Here is a 16,045-nt window from a genome sequence, read left to right on the forward strand (position 1 = left end):
GTGTAGTGCAGCTTGTCGCGGACCTCCGCGTCGGTGAGCAGCCGGAAGCCGCCCTCGTGCGCGTGCGCGACGAGAAGACGGTGGAGGTGACGCTGACGGAGGGCCGCCACCACCAGGTGAAACGGATGCTGGGCGCCGTGGGGCTGCCCGCCCGCGCGCTCCACCGGGAGGCGGTGGGCGACATCGTCCTGGGCGACCTGCCCGAGGGCGGCTTCCGGCTGCTCACCGACGCGGAGGTCCGCGACAAGCTGCACTACACCGGCCGCGCGCCCGAACCCCAAGCAGCGGCCGCCCCCGAGTCCGAGGACGCCTGACGGGCCTCCGGGGTTGGGCTCCAGCGGTGCCTGGAAACACGCCCCCGCCGGGTGACTTCCCGGTTAGCGCGGCCCGCCGGAAGGGATAGGGTGCGGCGCATGGCGGACTTCGACCTGGTGGTCATCGGCTCTGGACCGGCCGGAGAGTGGGGCGCGATTCAGGCCTCGCTTTCGGGCAAGCGGGTGGCGGTGGTGGAGCGCGAGCCGGTGCTCGGCGGCACCGCGGCCAACACCGGCACCCTTCCCTCCAAGACGCTGCGGGAGACGGCGCTGCACCTGTCCGGCTTCAAGGCGCGCGGCCTCTACAGCGTGGACGCCACGCTGCGCCACGAAGCCACCGTCTCCGACTTCCTCTTCCGCGAGCGCCGCGTGAAGCAGATGGAGCGCGAGCGCATCCACAAGAACCTCCAGCGCCACGGCGTCACCGTGTTCCAGGGCAAGGGCTCCTTCCTGGACGCGAACACCGTGCAGGTGACCCACGATGGCGCCGTGGTGGCGAAGCTGTCCGCCCCCATCGTCCTCATCGCCACCGGCTCGTCGCCCTACCGCCCGCCGCTGTATCCCTTCGGCGATCCGCGCGTGCACGACTCGGATGAAATCCTGGACATCACCACCCTGCCCCGCACGCTGGTGGTGGTGGGCGGCGGCGTCATCGGCTGCGAGTACGCGTGCATGTTCGCCGCGCTCGGCATCCCGGTGACGCTGGTGGAGGTGAAGAACGAGCTCCTGTCCTTCCTGGACGCCGAAATCGGTCAGCTGCTGCGCGACTGCATGGAGACGCTGGGCGTGCGGCTGCGCCTGGGCCAGGTGGTGGAGTCCGCGCACGTGCCGGAGTCCCACGAGGAGCCCATCCGCCTGAAGCTGTCCACGGGTGAGGTGCTGGAGGCGGACCAGGTGCTGGTGGCCTCCGGCCGCACCTCCAACACCGCGGGCCTGGGCATCGAGGCGCTGGGCGTGAAGCAGGGCAAGCGCGGGCAGATTGAAGTCGGGCTCGCGTACCAGACGGCCGTGCCCCACATCTACGCGGTGGGCGACGTCATCGGGTTCCCGGCGCTGGCCTCCACGTCCATGGAGCAGGCCCGCATCGCGATGGAGCACGCCTTCGGGCCGGGGAAGCGCACGCTGACGCCCATCCTCCCCTACGGCATCTACACCATCCCGGAAGTCTCCATGGCGGGCGACACCGAGGAGTCCCTGCGCGCGCGCAGCATCCCGTACGTCGTCGGCCGCGCCACCTTCGACACCAACCCGCGCGGGCAGATCATCGGGGAGCGGCAGGGCCTCCTGAAGCTGCTCTTCCACCGCGACGACCTGAAGCTGCTGGGCGTGCACGTGCTGGGGGAGCAGGCCTCGGAGCTGGTGCACGTGGGGCTCACCGCGCTGCTCACCGGCTCCACCGCGCAGCTCTTCGTGGAGACCTGCTTCAACTACCCGACGCTGTCGGAGGCCTACAAGGCCGCCACCTACGACGCGTTGGACCAGGTGCGCGTCAGCAGCGCCTGATCCAACGCCGGAGCCTGGAAGCCCGCTTCAGCGCGACTTGAGGCTTCCCACCGTGAAGCCCGCCTCGCGCCGGGCCACCCGGTTCACGTCATCCGACGACACGCGGGCCAGCGGGGGCGCCACGGGCTGCTTCGAGGAAGCCTCCCGCGCGGCCGCGGGGGCCCCCCGGCCTGACGCGCCCTGCAGGAGCGAGCGGATCCGCTCCCAGCGCACCTTCTCCTCCGCCATGAGCTGCACCAGCTCCGCGCGGGCGGACGCGTCCGGCAGATCCGACGCCGCCGACGCCACCTTGTCCATGAAGGGCAGCAGGTAACCGAAGTCCCGGTCGAAATTGAGGGGGTTCGCCATGGGGGCACCTTAGCCGTGGTAGACGCGCGACGCGACGATGAGCCCGCCCCGGACCTCCAGCACCTCCGCCACCGGCAGGGGCGCCTCATTGGGGGCGTGCCGCAGGTACTCCATGAACACCCGGTCCCCGTCGGCGGTGAGGGCCGTCTCCTCGTACCGCAGGCCCGGCAGCCGGGCGATGGCGTCCTTCCACCACCGCTCCAGGGCCGGCCGGCCCACCAGGCGCCCTCCCGTTTCCGGGTGGAGGACGCGAATCTTGGGCGAGGTGTGCGTTGCATCCTCGGCGTACAGCGCCACCAGGGCCGTCACGTCGTGGGCGTTGAAGGCGCGCAGCCAGGCGCGGGCCAGGGAGAAGTTTTCGCTCGCGTTCATTGTTATGAAGCCTCAGCTGTAAGCAGATGGCGGAACGTAGGCGGATGTACGCCCCGCATCGTGCGGATTTGTCTGGTAACTGAGACCTGTGGGAAGTAAGGGCCCCGCCTGCTCTGTTCCCTCAGGCAATTTTTTCAAGAGAAGAAGGACCGGATCGTGGCCACCAGCGCAACCATCGAGAAGATTCGTAACATCGGTATCTCTGCCCACATCGACTCGGGCAAGACGACGCTCTCCGAGCGCATCCTGTTCTATACGGGCAAGATCCACGAGATCCACGAGGTCCGCGGCAAGGACGGCGTGGGCGCGATCATGGACTCGATGGACCTGGAGCGTGAGAAGGGCATCACCATCCAGTCCGCCGCCACGTACGCGATGTGGGGCGACTACAACATCAACCTCATCGACACGCCGGGACACGTGGACTTCACCATCGAGGTGGAGCGCGCGCTCCGCGTTCTCGACGGTGCCATCCTGGTGCTCTGCTCGGTGTCGGGCGTGCAGTCGCAGTCCATCACGGTGGACCGCCAGATGAAGCGCTACAAGGTTCCGCGCATCGCGTTCATCAACAAGATGGACCGCGCGGGCGCGAACTATGATCGCGTCGCCCTGCAGCTGAAGGAGAAGCTGGGCCACCACGCGGTGCGCCTCCAGTACCCCATCGGCGCCGAGGACCGCTTCCGCGGCCTCATCGACCTGCTGTCGATGAAGGCGTTCTACTTCGACGGTGAGAACGGCGAGAACATCCGTGAGGAGGACATCCCCGCGGACATGAAGGACGAGGCCGAGCTGCGCCGCGCGGAGATGATCGAAGGCGTCGCCAACGTGGACGACACGCTGGGCGAGGCGTTCCTGGAGAACCCGGACAGCATCACCGAGAAGCAGCTGCGTGAGGCCGTCCGCCGCGCCACCATCGCGCTGAAGATGACGCCGGTGATGTGCGGCTCCGCGTACAAGAACAAGGGCGTGCAGCTCCTGCTCGACGCGGTGTGCAGCTACCTGCCCAACCCCAAGGAAGCGACCAACGAGGCGCTCGACCAGAACAACAACGAGGCCAAGGTCATCCTGGAGTCGGATCCGGAGAAGCCCTTCGTCGGCCTCGCGTTCAAGCTGGAAGACGGCCGGTACGGGCAGCTCACGTACATGCGCATCTACCAGGGCAAGGTCACCAAGGGCGACTTCATCGTCAACCAGGTGAACCAGAAGAAGGTCAAGGTGCCGCGCATCGTGCGCATGCACTCCAGCCAGATGAACGACGTGAACGAGGCCACCGCGGGCGACATCGTCGCGCTGTTCGGCATCGAGTGCGCGTCGGGCGACACGTTCACCGACGGCACCGTGAAGTACACGATGACGTCCATGTTCGTTCCGGACGCCGTCATCTCGCTGGCCGTGGAGCCGAAGGATCGCACCAAGTCGACCAACTTCTCCAAGGCGCTCAACCGCTTCAACAAGGAAGACCCCACCTTCCGCGTGTCGCGCGACGAAGAGTCCGGGCAGACCATCATCCGCGGCATGGGTGAGCTCCACCTGGAAATCTACATCGAGCGCATGAAGCGCGAGTACGACTGCGAAGTGAAGGCCGGCAAGCCGCAGGTGGCCTACCGCGAGACCATCAGCCAGAAGGGCGAGTTCGCCTACACGCACAAGAAGCAGACTGGTGGTTCCGGTCAGTTCGCGCGCGTGTGCGGCTACGTGGAGCCCCTGCCCTCGGACGCCGTGCAGCAGTACGAGTTCGTGGACGACATCGTCGGTGGCTCCATCCCGCGCGAGTTCATCCCCGCGTGCGACAAGGGCTTCGCCGAGGCCGTGAAGAAGGGCAGCCTCATCGGCTTCCCCGTGGTGGGTCTGCGCGTGGTCATCAACGACGGCGCCTTCCACGCGGTCGACTCGTCTGAAAACGCGTTCAAGACGGCCGCCATCATGGGCTTCCGCGAGGGCTACTCCGCCGCGAAGCCCATCATCCTGGAGCCCGTCATGAAGGTGGAAGTCAGCGCGCCGGAGGAGTTCCAGGGCTCCGTCGTCGGTCAGCTGAACCAGCGCCGTGGCACCATCCTCAACACGGAGACGGCCGAGGGCTACCTCACGGCCGTGGCCGAGGTGCCGCTGAACACGATGTTCGGCTACTCCACCGACCTGCGCTCCGCGACCCAGGGCAAGGGCGAGTTCACGATGGAGTTCGCCAAGTACTCGCAGGTGCCGAAGAACGAGGCCGAGGCCCTGATGGCGACGTACAAGGAGAAGCAGGCCGCGGAGCAGGCCGCCCGCAAGTAGTCCGGGCTTCCCAGACGCCGCTCTGGCAGTAGGAAGGGCGCTCCCTCACTCAAGTGGGGGGCGCCCTTTCGCTTTTGACGCATCAACAAGAAGTCCCCCGCAGTCCCCTCCCCTTTCCCGAGGTTCTCCCCGTGACGCTGCTCCGCGCCGCCAATGTCCAGCTCGCCTTCGGCAGCCGCACCGTCTTCGAGGGCCTCACCTTCACCATCGAGGAGGGAGAGCGCGTGGGCCTCGTCGGCGTCAACGGCTCCGGCAAGTCCTCCCTGATGAAGATATTGGCCGGCGCCTCCAAGCCGGACCTGGGCGAGCTCCAGCTGCGCCGGGGCGCCCGTGTCACCTACCTGCCCCAGGAGCCGGAGTTCCCCGAGGGCGCCACCGTGCAGAGCGAGCTGGCCGTGTCCCAGGCCCCGCTCAAGGCGGCCCTGGACGCGCACGCGGAGCTGTCGCGCAAGCTGGAGGCGGACCCCGCCAACGCCACCGAGAAGATGCTGGAGCAGATGTCCGTGCTCAGTGACCGCATCGAACAGGCGGGCGGCTGGGACACCGAACACCACGCCAAGACGCTGCTGGACAGGCTGGGCGTGAAGGACTGGGACCGGCCGGTGGCGCAGCTGTCCGGCGGCCTGCGCAAGCGCGTGGCCATTGCCCGCGCGCTACTCACGCGCCCGGACCTGCTGCTGTTGGACGAGCCCACCAACCACCTGGACGCGGACACCGTGGACTGGCTGGAGGACGAGCTCGACAAGCTGCCCGGCGCGCTGCTGCTGGTGACGCACGACCGCTACTTCCTGGACGACCTGGTGGACCGCATCGTGGAGATCCAGCCCGGCGGCGGGCTCGTCTCCTACCCCGGCAACTACGCGGCCTACGTGGAGCAGAAGCTGGTCGCGCAGGAGAACGCGGAGACGGCCGAGCACAAGCGCGGGCGCTGGATTGCCCAGGAAGTGGCGTGGCTGCGCAAGGGCCCGGAGGCGCGGCGCACCAAGAGCAAGGCGCGCATCGAGCGGGCGCAGAAGCTGCTGGCGGAGAAGGGCTTCCAGCGTCCCAAGGTGGCGGACCTGCGCGTGGTGGCGGCGCCCCGGCTGGGCCACACCGTCATCGAGGCGGAAGGCCTGAAGAAGTCCTTCGGGGACCGCAAGGTGCTGGACGGCGTGGACTTCCGCCTCCAGCGCGGCGAGCGCGTGGGCTTCCTGGGGCCCAACGGCGTGGGCAAGACGACCTTCCTGCGCGTGATGCTGGGTGAAATCCCCGCGGACGAGGGGAAGCTCGTCATCGGGAAGAACACCAAGGTCGCCTATTACGATCAGCAGCGCGCCCAGTTGGATCCGGACCAGACGGTGTACGACGCGGCCTCCAACGGCGAGGACCACGTGGAGCTGGCGGACCGGAAGGTGGCCCTGCGCGACTACCTGGAGGACCTGCTCTTCCCGGTGCCCATGCAGCGCATGAAGGTGGGCGCGCTGTCCGGCGGCGAGCGCAACCGGTTGCTGCTGGCGCGCCTGTTCCTGGAGGGCGCCAACGTGCTGGTGCTGGACGAGCCCACCAACGACCTGGACATCGTCACCCTCAACATCCTGGAGCGGCTGCTCCTGGACTTCGCGGGCAGCACGCTGCTGGTGACGCACGACCGCTACTTCCTCGACAAGGTGGCCACCGCCATCCTCTCCTTCGACGGCCAGGGCAAGGTCGCCCGCTACGAGGGCAACTACGACATGTACAAGCGGCTGCGCGAGCAGTCGCAGGCCGCCGCCCTCAAGGCCGCCCAGGCAAAGAAGAACGAGCCGAAGAAGGACGAGCCTCCGCGCGCGGAAGCGCCCGCGAAGACCGCGCCGAAGAAGACGGTCAAGCTCTCCTACAAGGACCAACGCGAACTGGACGGCATGGAGGCCACCATCGAGGCCGCCGAACAGCGCAAGGCCAGCCTGGAGGCCCAGCTGGCCGACCCGAACGTCTACAGCAACGGCTCCAAGGCGGCGGAAGTCCAGCAGTCATTGGACGCCACCACCGCCGAGGTGGAACGGCTCTATGCGAGATGGCAGGAATTGCAGGACCTGGCGGCCGGCGGGGCCTGAGACGCGGCGCCCGCGCCTCAGAGTGTGAGAGGTTGCGTCAGTCGTTGCGCACGGAATCCGATACGCGAATGCCCTCGCGAAGGATTTCCGGAACGGGGCCGCCGCACTAGAGTCTCGCGGCGCAGGTCCACCTGTCTCGCATTCCCGTATCAGGAGTCATCACGTGCTCCGTCCGGCCTCTGTACTTGCCGCCGCCGCGCTGTTCACCCTGCCGCTGACGGCCCACGCGCTGGAAAGCGGTCCCAAGGGGCCCCTGCCCCAGTTTGACCTGCAACGACTGCGATTGGACCCGGGTGCGCTGGGTTCGCTGGTGGTGGGGACGGGCCGGACACTGGCACCAGGGCAGCTCCGGGTGGGGTTGAACTACCACTACGAGCAGTTGCCCATGCATTTCCAGACGCGCTGGGAGCCAGGCGAGGGCACGGGCCTCGTCGAGAACAAGATGACCGCGCATCTGACGTTGGGCTACGGCGTGCTGTCGTGGCTGGACGTCGGGGCGGAGCTGCCCTTCATCCTGATGCAGGGCGGGAAGCCCACGCTGGAGTACGCGCCGCCCAAGACGGGAGGGCTCGCGACGCCGTGGCTGACCGCTCGCGCGGCCGTGCTGCGCCAGTCCATGGGCGCGCCCATCAACGTGGGCGTGGCGCTGACGGCGGGCCTGCCGGTGGGCAGCCGCACGGCGCAGGCGCACGAGGACTACGCGTGGCATCCGCGTCTGCAATTGGGCTACGTGGGTGAAGGCTTCCAGGTGGGCGGCGAGGCGGGTGTCTTCCTGCGCAAGCGCCAGGACCTGCGGCCCGTGTCCTACGCGGATGGCGACATCCTGGGCAATGAGCTGCGATTGGGCGCCACGGTGACGTCGCGGGGCGGCGAGGTGACGCGCGGCGAGGTGAGCGTGGTCGCCGGCGTGCCGTTGCAGGGGGGACAGGTGGGCGCGGAGCTGCTCATCGCCATCCGCCGCCATGCCCTGTCCAGCCTGGACCTGTATGTGATGGGCGGCCCGGGCGTGGGCGCGGGATTGGACACGCCCACCTTCCGCTTCGTCGCGGGCCTGTCCTGGGCCACCAGCAAGGTGGACTGACAGGCCCGCCCTGCTTCACTTCGGCATGAAGCCGAAGGCCTTCACCATCGCGATGGCGATGCCCAGCAGGCTCTCGCCCGCGATGAAGCCGGAGCTGACGGGCAGCACCGCGTCGTCGGCCAGCTTCGGCTTCACCCGGCGCAGCAGCGCCGCCAGCGCGGAGCCCACGAAGAGGCTGATGGAGCTGGAGCCGGGGATGACGATGGCCAGCCCCAGGCCGGACGCCGTGGGGATGAAGGCCTTCGCCTTCGGCGGGGCCCACCGATCCAACAGCACCAGCGTGATGCCCAGGAGCGTTCCACACAGGGCGCCCACGCGCGCGGTGGGGTGCAGCGCGGACACGCCGGTGGCCAGCATCTTGGACACGCCGGCCCACACCATGGACGCGGGCGCGGGGAACTGCTCCGTGCCCAGCACGTCCGCGGACGGTACCAGCAGGTTGAAGACGGGCACGATGACGATGGCGCCCGCGACGACGCCGAACAACTGCGCGAAGAACTGCTGACGCGGCGCCGCGCCCAGGAGCCACCCGGACTTCAGGTCCGTGAGCAGGTCCGCCGAGTGCAGCCCCACGCCGCCCGTGGCATTGGCGCTCATGATGTTCGCGGGGATGTTGCCCGGAGCGAGCGCGCCGAAGATGAGCTGGGTGACGGGGCCCAGCGCCTTGGTGGGCGTGGTGTCCGTCTCCCCCGTCACGCGCGAAGCGATGACGCCCATCACCACCGCCAGCGGCAACGCGAGCACGCCGGCCCACCACGGAATCTGGAACAGGTACGCCATCAGGAAGACGGCCACCGGGCCCAGGAGCACGAAGCCCAGGGGGAACCACGCCGGGGGGCACTCGATGTCCGCGAGTGGATCCTCCTTCGCGTCCTCCTTCGGCTTGCGCCCCACGAGCCCGCCCAGCGCGGAGAAGGAGCGCACCACGCTCTTCCACTGGAAGGCGAACGACAGCAGGCCCGACGACACCAGCACCGCGGAGCCCGTCCACAGCGCCCAGCCGTTGATGGCCTTGTACGTCACCTCCGGGATGACGCCCTGGGTGAACATCTCCGGCGCGAGGAAGCCGTAGGTGAGGAAGGCGCCCAGCAGCATCGACCAGCCGGTGCGGAAGTTCACCAGCGCGCCCGCGCCGATGAGCAGCAGGCTGAAGTCGAACGACAGCGACCACTTGCCGGCCTCACGGCCCAGGATGTTGAACGGCAGGCTCACCTTCTCCGGCAGGTTCTTGAGCCACGTGAAGCGCGCGTCGCGCACCAGCACCAGCAGCGCGCCCACGAGCCCCGCGAACCCCAGCAGGCGCGACTTCTGACGGGCCACCTCGCCGTGGCCGTGCAGGGCGCGGATGGTCTCCGCGGTGGCGGTGCCGGTGGGGAACGGGAGCGCTTCGATGTTGATGAGCTGGCGCTTGATGGGAATGGCGGCGAACACGCCCAGCGCGGAGATGACGCCGAACCACACCATCAGCCAGCCTGCGGACGGCAGCGTGCCGGTGAGCATCAGCAGCGCGGGCACCGCGGCCATGTTGCCGCCGCCCGTCATGTAGCCGGCCGCGGACGCCACGGAGCCCATGGCGTTGTTCTCCAGGTCGGTGAACTCCTTCGTGAGCAACCGGAGCGAGCGCAGCGTGCCGAACACCGCGAAGCCCAGGATGCACGCGGTGATGGTGACGCCCAGACTCCAGCCCGTCTTGAGGACGACGTAGAGGTTGGACAGGCACATCACCGCGCCAATGAGCATCCCTGCGATGATGGCGCGCACGGTGAGCTGCCGCGCGCCGCCCTGGTAGACGTGCTCCTTCCAGTACCGCTCCGGATCCATCGCCGCGGAGGCACCGGGCCGCTCCGGGACGGCGTCAGGGTCGGGCGCGGGGACGCGAAGCTGGCTGGGGTTCGGGACGGGAGGAGCCATGGGGGCGCGAAGATAGTGCACGCCCCCACGGAGTACGAAACGGTCCCTGCATCGGGACGGCGCCTTTACGCGTGCGCGCCGCCGGGCCCGTGCACGTGGCCGTGGGTGAGCTCCTCCTGCGTCGCGTCACGCACTTCGCGCACGGTGACATCGAAGTGGAGCGTCTTGCCCGCGAGCGGATGGTTCAGGTCCACCACGACGGAGTCGTCGTTGACGGTCTGGATGCGCAAGGGGACGTTGCCGTCCTCCGTCTGGGCCATCAGCGTCTGGCCCACCTGGGGCGTGAAGCCCGGGGGCAGCATCGTGCGGGGGACGGTGCGCAGCCCTTCGGGGTTGTGCTGGCCGTAGCCCTGCTCCGGGGTCACCACCACCTGCTTGCTCTCCCCGACGTCCAGTCCGTCCAGGGCGCCCTCCAGGCCGGGGACGATCTGCTTGTGCCCGTGCAGATAGGCGAGCGGCTGGCCCGGGGCGCTCTGGTCGATGACCTCTCCGTCTCCCAGATGGAGGCGGTATTCGAGCGCGACGACGCGACCGTTGGCGATCTTCATGCGGAGGAAGCTCCTTGGCTTCAGGGACGGCGGAGTGAGACTTCGGGCAAAGGTGGAACCGGTGGACGGCGACGTCAGGACGCGGGGGACTCCGCTGCTTCCTCGGCGACCGGACGGTCGGGCGGCTCCCCGCGCGCCACGTACACCGCGGCGGCCAGGTCCCCGGTGACGTTGAGCGTGGTGCGGCACATGTCCAGGAAGCGGTCCACGCCGAGGATGAGGCCCAGGCCCTCCACGGGGATGTTGAACATGCCGAGGATCATCGCGATGACCGGGATGGAGCCCGCCGGCACGCCCGCGGTGCCGATGCCCGCCAGCACGCAGATGAACATGATGACCGCCTGCTGCCCCAGGCCCAGCGGTACACCGTAGACCTGCGCGAGGAAGAGGACGGTGACGCCCTCGAAGAGCGCGGTGCCGTTCTGGTTCATCGCGGAGCCGGCGGTGAGCACGAAGCGCGACACGTTGCGCGGCAGGTGGAGGTTCTCCTCGGCCACCTTGAGGGCGGTGGGCAGCGTGGCGCTGGAGGAGGACGTGGAGAAGGCGGTGACGATGGCGAGCCGGCAGGAGCGGAAGAACTCCAGCGGGTTGCGGCCGCCCAGGAAGCGCACGGACAGCGAGTAGACGACGAACATGTGGATGCCCAGCGCCAGCAGCACCACGCCCACGTACGACGCCAGCTGTCCCAGGATGTGGAAGCCCAGCCGCGCCGTCATGGAGAACAACAGCGCGCCCACGCCGATGGGCGCCAGCTTCAGCACCCCGTCGATGAGCTTCATCATCACGTCGTAGAGGCCCTGGATGAGCTCCTTGAGCCGCTGCGCGGGTTCGCCCGGGGTGAGCGCCAGCCCCAGGCCGAAGATGAGCGAGAAGACGATGAGGCCAATCATGTCCCCGTCCGCCGCGGCCTTGATGGGGTTGGTGGGCACCATGGACATGAAGAGCGCGCCCACGGACGTGTCCCCGGGGGGCGGCGCGGCCTTGATCTGCGTGCCCGTGCGGGCCAGGGCGCGGGCCTCGTCGCTCAAGCCGTCTCCGGGCCTGAGCGTGTTGACGAGCAGCAGGCCGATGAAGACGGAGATGACGGAGAAGACGACGGTGTAGCCCAGCGTGCGCGCGCCCAGGCGGCCCACCTGCTTGAGATCCAACTCCGCCACGCCGACGACGAGCGCGGAGAACAGCAGGGGCACCACGAGCATCAGCAGCAGCCGGATGAAGAGCTGCCCCACGGGGTTGGTGACGTGTTCGACGAAGCCCCGGAGCCAGGGAGCGTCCCCGAACACGGCGTTGGCGACGAGCCCGGCCACCGCGCCGACGGAAATGCCGAGGAGCATCTTCTGGTGGGGCTTCATAGGGCGCGAAGCCTAGCGGTGAAAGGAGGTGGCGCCCACCTCGCGTTCGGGGGAAAGCTCCGGCCCACCGTGGAATCCCTTGTCCAGCTCACCGAGACCGCCCTGCCCCCTTCCCTCTTCCACCGGCTGTCGCGGCGCGTGGGAGCGCTCAAGGGCGAGCGCCTGCGCCACACGTACCAGACGACGTTCTGGTACGCCTTCGGACCGCCCCAGAACGTGGTGGAGGAGGTCATCCACACGCTGCGCCCGTCGGTGGCGAAGGGGCGGAAAATCGCCGGCGTGGAGTGGTGGCTGTCGCGCATGCGAGCCACGGACGTGCGCGTGGACTTCCACCAGGACCGGGATGAGCGGCTGGCGCTGAGCACGGGGAAGCTGGTGCACCCGAAGCGCTCGTCGGTGTTGTTCCTCAACCGGGTGCGGGGCGGAGCGCTGGCGGTGACGCGGGAGCTGCCGTCCGCGGCGAACCCGTCGCTCGCGCCGGACCGGCTGGAGGACCTGACGCTGGTGGCGCCGCGTCCCAACCGGCTGGTGGTGTTCGACGGGACGCTGACGCACGGGGTGCTGGACGCGGACAACCAGGTGCCGGACGGGAAGCTGCCGGGGCCTTCGCGTGAGCGCAGGACGCTGGTGATGAACTGGTGGGACCACCGTCCCACCGACGTGCCCACGTGGAGCGAGACGCGCTACTACCGGGCGCTGTCCAGCTGACGGGCGGTGTCGCGCAGGCGCTGGGTGACGCGGTCGGCCCACTCGGGTTCGACCTCCATGCAGGCGGGGCGGCGGCCCAGGCGCAGGGCGGCGGAGGGCATGGAGCCGCTGCCGGCGAACGGATCCAGCACGGTGTCCCCCGGGCGGCTCCAGGTGCGCACGAGCGGCTCCAGCACGGAGAAGGGCTTGTGGTGCGGGTGGCCGCCCCACTGCGTGGCCTCCGCGTCGTCGTCATAGCCGCCGACCACGGCCCACACGGTGGGCGCATCGCCGGGGGCAAGGGGCGGCGCGGGCGTGCGGGCGATGACGAGGGCGACCTCGTAGACGCGCAGCAGTTGCTCGTTGGCGTTCTTGTCGGTGGTGCGCTTGCCCCAGACGTATTCGCCGCGCTGGTGGGGATAGCCCAGCTCGCGGGCGGCGCTGAGGATGGGCTCCTTGCCGAGCAGGTTGGTCCAGATGATGAGCGGCGCGTCGGGGGTGAGGTGCGCGACGGCGCGGGACAGCCAGGCGTCGGAGAAGACGCGGTAGTCGCGCACGGACTCGAAGCGGACGATGGGGTTGCGGTCGATCTTCTTGTGCGCGCGGGGGTCGCGCAGGTCACCGCCCTTGCGACGCCGGGTGAGCAGGCAATAGGGGGGATCGGTGTGGAGCAGGGAGGCGCGCGTGTCGCCGAGGGCGGCCCGGTAGCCCTCGGGCTCGCGCGCGTCGGCGCGGAAGCAGCGCAGCGATTCGGGCGTCAGGTCGGAGGTCATCGTGTGGAGTGGAACCCTACACGGCGGGGCGGCCGGGATGGGGACGCGGATGGTGGGAATTCTGGTACGCGGGGGCATGCGCTTGCGGTCCACCACGGCCCTGCTGGGCCTGTTGCTTCTCTCAGGGTGTCAGTCCACGGGGGCGGGCCGGACGCGGCGCGAACTCAAGCAGTCGATGGACTCGGGCTCGAACGCTTGTCGGCAGAATCCGGTGTACTGCACCCGGGTCGCGGGCGAGGAGACGGTCCTGCCCATGAGCATCCGGGCCCCCGCCCAGGCGGGGGCTTCCGTCGCGGGTGCACTCCAGGTGATGGACGAGGCGGCGCGAGCAAGGGTCCGCCAGATCGTGGAGAAGTGCGCGAATGAGGCCGACTGGGAGGTGAACGACCAACACCTCGCGGGACAGACGCCCACCCTGGAGCAGTGCCAGGAAAAGCTGGGAAAGGACGCGTCGGGACAAGCCATCACCCGGGGCATGTGGCTGGGTCAGATGAAACATGAAGCAGCCGCTCGCTGCGTCCAGGCACGCTTGTCCGCCGAACGTCCGGGTGGGTTCAGTCTGGAGCCGCGCTACCGGTACGATTTCAACACGAAGGTGCTCGAACTGATCAGCGCCGCCACGGAGCAAGAACTCATCCGGACCGGACGCACGGGAGCGCTCAGGGGCACACTGGTTCCGGATGTGGTCATCCACTCCGGAAATCCGCTGCGGGCCGAGGCGGTCTTCGACTTCAAGTTCCCCTGCCCTGTTGGGGGCGAATCACGCTGGCACAAATATCCGGAAGGACATCCTTTCGAAAAATACAATCAGGGGCAGGCTTATGAACTGGCACTGCAAGCCCCGGCGTTTCGAGTCTCACCCATTCTGGGAGCCTATCCATGAGCGGAAACATTCCCTCCGTGCAGGTCATTGCCAGAACGGGGTCCTTGATTCTGAAGGAAGGGCTCAGCATCTGTTTCTACATGCACGCTTCCCATCACGAGGTGGCGGCATCCGTGGACCAGACACTCGAAGTCTATCTGCAAGCCATCGGCCGATTCGCGCTCACGTGGTATCCAGACAACGAAGGCGAATGGCAGCCGCTGGATGATTCCTCCCTGGAAAACGTCCGCCAAGAACTGCTGAAACATCCAGCGCCTCTCATCCTGATGAGGGACAGCACCGGAAGTCTTGAAGCATATCAGTTCCAGTACCGGGGCGTCGTTCTGGAGCCTCCGTTCTTGGCCCATACGCCACCGGAGCGCCACGCCTGCGCGGTCTCCTTTTGGCTTCCAGCCAGCTACCTTCAGTCACAAGGTGTCGGGCCGTTTCGCGACCTCGCGGTGTCGCTCGCGCGCTTGCTGCCCTTCAACTCGGGCCATGCGGGGCCGTCCTTCCATGCCTGGTTGGGAATGGAACCCCTGACGCAACAGATGTTCGACCTGGGCCTCCGCTACCCGGGGATGGACATCCCGGATGAACACAACAACGCGTACTCCGTGGGCGACCGGCTCCAGGGCATCCACTGGATGAACTTCCTGGGCCCGCCCGTCCTGGGCGCACTGGGCGGCTCGGACGGCTTGCGTGCCCGGCTCTCCCATCCAGGCACCTGCGTGCAGCCGCTCGGGGAGGACCGTGCGGTGGTCACCCTGGGGGACGCACCCGACGCGGGCGATACATCCCAGGGAAACGTGTTGCCCGCATACCGTGAGCTGGCGCGGGTCCTGGGACCCTGGCTGACGTCTCGCGAAGCAGCGCGCCCCTACCGTGAGAACGAGGCCCTGCGCCGCTGGGAGCGCCGGTTCCTCGACTGAGCCGGAGGCCCTGGCTTCACTCGAACGCCATGTTGGTGAACAGCGCGCTGCGCGTTCCTGCCGCATCCCAGATCTTCAGCGAGTAGATCCCAGGCATGGAGGGCGTATTCACCTCGAACTCCACGGTCACTTTCGCATTCGCCTCGGACGCTGCTGGCGCGGATTGCCAGGGTGTCAGCCCTTCCCAAGCATGCCCTTTGCCATCAAGCAGCACCGTGCGCCCGACGATCCATGGCAAGCCCTCGGTCAATCGCAACTCAAAATGGATGGCCCGCCTTGACCCCGCGCGGTACCTCACGCTTTTCTCGATGGACAAAGGACACGGTTGTTCACAGGGCACTCGATGGATGCTCGAGGACACCGTGATGACTGTCACCGGACCCGTGCCCAACACGAAGCCGCGGAACCCATCCAGCCTGTCAGGAACCGTCGCCAGCTCTCGCTTGTCCCCCTGGCGCAAGCGCTCCAGTTCCACGCGCAACTGCTCCGCTTCCTGACGGTAGGACTCCGCGGAGCGGGACCGCCGGTAGACTTCGACCTGCCGGTCCACCGCCTCGTCCTTGACCTGAAGGGTCAGCACCAGACGCGCGGGGACGCTCGCATCCTTGTAGGGAATGGACACCTTCAGGGTTTCTCCCAGGCGCAACTCCCTGGAGGGAACGAGCACCAGGAGCGCGTTGCCCGTGCTCACCCGAGCGAACTGTGCGCGCCCTTCCAGGCTCACCTGGTCCTGCTGGATGTCGGCGTCGAACAGCAGGGTCGTGCTCAGCCCCAAGCCAATCCGGATGGGCCTCGCCAGGGTTCCTTCCGGGCCCACCTCCACACGGAGAACCTCCCCTGCATCCCCCTTCTCCTCCTGATGGGGAGCAGCCGCCAGGAGGCACGTCGACCAGAGGAGGACCGGGAGCGCTACGGACAGACAGGAGGGCACGGTGTGGAGGGCTCCTCGAACCGGGGCAACAGGGGCCTCCCTGTTTACCACGAGGCTCGTCCGATGCCCCCTACCCCACGAGGTC

General features: G+C 68.3%; 15 protein-coding genes. 8 read left to right on the forward strand and 7 right to left on the reverse strand.

Annotation, left to right across the window (positions count from 1 at the left end; translation table 11 throughout):
• Together D7Y13_RS24770 and sthA are read left to right on the forward strand one after the other, a co-directional pair.
• Positions 1 to 314 (forward strand): pseudouridine synthase family protein (locus D7Y13_RS24770; RefSeq protein WP_500683182.1); only part of this gene is annotated, 314 nt, incomplete at its 5' end.
• A gap of 99 nt (positions 315 to 413) precedes the next feature.
• On the forward strand, positions 414 to 1,817 hold the full coding sequence (gene sthA / locus D7Y13_RS24775; protein ID WP_120535938.1) for a Si-specific NAD(P)(+) transhydrogenase: 1,404 nt from the start codon (positions 414 to 416) through the stop codon (positions 1,815 to 1,817).
• Between the two features lie 27 nt (positions 1,818 to 1,844).
• On the opposite strand, the gene encD is transcribed toward sthA, so the two are convergent.
• Together encD and D7Y13_RS24785 are read right to left on the reverse strand one after the other, a co-directional pair.
• Positions 1,845 to 2,165, reverse strand: a complete 321-nt coding sequence (gene encD / locus D7Y13_RS24780; RefSeq protein WP_120535934.1) for an encapsulin nanocompartment cargo ferric reductase EncD — start codon at positions 2,163 to 2,165, stop codon at positions 1,845 to 1,847.
• A gap of 9 nt (positions 2,166 to 2,174) precedes the next feature.
• Positions 2,175 to 2,537, reverse strand: coding sequence for a nuclear transport factor 2 family protein (locus D7Y13_RS24785; protein ID WP_120584889.1), 363 nt, complete (start codon positions 2,535 to 2,537; stop codon positions 2,175 to 2,177).
• 156 nt (positions 2,538 to 2,693) lie between these two features.
• Here D7Y13_RS24785 and fusA point away from each other — a divergent pair, with 156 nt between their 5' ends.
• The 3 genes from fusA (at position 2,694) to D7Y13_RS24800 (ending at position 7,964) form a co-directional block, all read left to right on the forward strand.
• On the forward strand, positions 2,694 to 4,811 hold the full coding sequence (gene fusA / locus D7Y13_RS24790) for an elongation factor G (protein WP_120535932.1): 2,118 nt from the start codon (positions 2,694 to 2,696) through the stop codon (positions 4,809 to 4,811).
• 131 nt (positions 4,812 to 4,942) lie between these two features.
• Positions 4,943 to 6,883, forward strand: a complete 1,941-nt coding sequence (locus tag D7Y13_RS24795) for an ABC-F family ATP-binding cassette domain-containing protein (protein ID WP_120584890.1) — start codon at positions 4,943 to 4,945, stop codon at positions 6,881 to 6,883.
• Between the two features lie 163 nt (positions 6,884 to 7,046).
• Positions 7,047 to 7,964: a flagellar motor protein MotB gene (locus D7Y13_RS24800; RefSeq protein WP_120584891.1), complete on the forward strand. Its 918-nt coding sequence runs from the start codon at positions 7,047 to 7,049 to the stop codon at positions 7,962 to 7,964.
• Between the two features lie 15 nt (positions 7,965 to 7,979).
• Here the strand turns inward: D7Y13_RS24800 and D7Y13_RS24805 are convergent, their stop codons facing one another.
• The 3 genes from D7Y13_RS24805 to D7Y13_RS24815 all read right to left on the reverse strand — a co-directional run bounded on the left by D7Y13_RS24805 (position 7,980) and on the right by D7Y13_RS24815 (position 11,775).
• Positions 7,980 to 9,875 carry an OPT family oligopeptide transporter gene (locus D7Y13_RS24805; RefSeq protein WP_120535929.1) on the reverse strand — a complete coding sequence of 632 codons (1,896 nt, stop codon included), beginning with the start codon at positions 9,873 to 9,875 and terminating at the stop codon, positions 7,980 to 7,982.
• Positions 9,876 to 9,940: 65 nt separating this feature from the next.
• Complete coding sequence (locus D7Y13_RS24810; protein ID WP_120535928.1) at positions 9,941 to 10,423, reverse strand: FKBP-type peptidyl-prolyl cis-trans isomerase; 483 nt, start codon at positions 10,421 to 10,423, stop codon at positions 9,941 to 9,943.
• 74 nt (positions 10,424 to 10,497) lie between these two features.
• Positions 10,498 to 11,775: a dicarboxylate/amino acid:cation symporter gene (locus tag D7Y13_RS24815; RefSeq protein ID WP_120535927.1), complete on the reverse strand. Its 1,278-nt coding sequence runs from the start codon at positions 11,773 to 11,775 to the stop codon at positions 10,498 to 10,500.
• Positions 11,776 to 11,844: 69 nt separating this feature from the next.
• Between D7Y13_RS24815 and D7Y13_RS24820 the strand changes: the two genes are divergently transcribed.
• A complete protein-coding gene (locus tag D7Y13_RS24820; RefSeq protein ID WP_120584897.1) occupies positions 11,845 to 12,483 on the forward strand; it encodes a 2OG-Fe(II) oxygenase in 639 nt (212 codons plus the stop codon).
• On the opposite strand, the gene D7Y13_RS24825 is transcribed toward D7Y13_RS24820, so the two are convergent.
• A complete protein-coding gene (locus D7Y13_RS24825; RefSeq protein ID WP_120584892.1) occupies positions 12,462 to 13,235 on the reverse strand; it encodes a DNA-methyltransferase in 774 nt (257 codons plus the stop codon). The two genes, D7Y13_RS24820 and D7Y13_RS24825, sit on opposite strands and share 22 nt — an antisense overlap.
• A gap of 49 nt (positions 13,236 to 13,284) precedes the next feature.
• On the opposite strand from D7Y13_RS24825, the gene D7Y13_RS24830 reads away from it, so the two are divergent.
• A complete protein-coding gene (locus D7Y13_RS24830; RefSeq protein WP_147444417.1) occupies positions 13,285 to 14,118 on the forward strand; it encodes a hypothetical protein in 834 nt (277 codons plus the stop codon).
• Positions 14,115 to 15,029: a type VI immunity family protein gene (locus D7Y13_RS24835; protein ID WP_120535924.1), complete on the forward strand. Its 915-nt coding sequence runs from the start codon at positions 14,115 to 14,117 to the stop codon at positions 15,027 to 15,029. The genes D7Y13_RS24830 and D7Y13_RS24835 overlap by 4 nt, the downstream gene beginning before the upstream one ends.
• Positions 15,030 to 15,045: 16 nt before the next feature.
• Here the strand turns inward: D7Y13_RS24835 and D7Y13_RS24840 are convergent, their stop codons facing one another.
• A complete protein-coding gene (locus D7Y13_RS24840; RefSeq protein WP_120584894.1) occupies positions 15,046 to 16,011 on the reverse strand; it encodes a DUF2381 family protein in 966 nt (321 codons plus the stop codon).
• Between the last annotated feature and the right edge of the window lie 34 nt (positions 16,012 to 16,045).

The sequence above is a fragment of the Corallococcus praedator genome, assembly GCF_003612125.1.
Classification (GTDB): Bacteria; Myxococcota; Myxococcia; order Myxococcales; family Myxococcaceae; genus Corallococcus; species Corallococcus praedator.

Excerpts from the sequence above, each read along its gene's own strand:
- sthA (WP_120535938.1), top strand. The coding sequence starts at position 414 with ATGGCGGACTTCGACCTGGTGGTCATCGGCTCTGGACCGGCCGGAGAG.
- D7Y13_RS24805 (WP_120535929.1), bottom strand. The coding sequence starts at position 9,875 with ATGGCTCCTCCCGTCCCGAACCCCAGCCAGCTTCGCGTCCCCGCGCCC.
- D7Y13_RS24785 (WP_120584889.1), bottom strand. The coding sequence starts at position 2,537 with ATGAACGCGAGCGAAAACTTCTCCCTGGCCCGCGCCTGGCTGCGCGCC.
- D7Y13_RS24815 (WP_120535927.1), bottom strand. The coding sequence starts at position 11,775 with ATGAAGCCCCACCAGAAGATGCTCCTCGGCATTTCCGTCGGCGCGGTG.
- encD (WP_120535934.1), bottom strand. The coding sequence starts at position 2,165 with ATGGCGAACCCCCTCAATTTCGACCGGGACTTCGGTTACCTGCTGCCC.
- D7Y13_RS24830 (WP_147444417.1), top strand. The coding sequence starts at position 13,285 with ATGGTGGGAATTCTGGTACGCGGGGGCATGCGCTTGCGGTCCACCACG.
- D7Y13_RS24810 (WP_120535928.1), bottom strand. The coding sequence starts at position 10,423 with ATGAAGATCGCCAACGGTCGCGTCGTCGCGCTCGAATACCGCCTCCAT.
- D7Y13_RS24835 (WP_120535924.1), top strand. The coding sequence starts at position 14,115 with ATGAGCGGAAACATTCCCTCCGTGCAGGTCATTGCCAGAACGGGGTCC.
- D7Y13_RS24825 (WP_120584892.1), bottom strand. The coding sequence starts at position 13,235 with ATGACCTCCGACCTGACGCCCGAATCGCTGCGCTGCTTCCGCGCCGAC.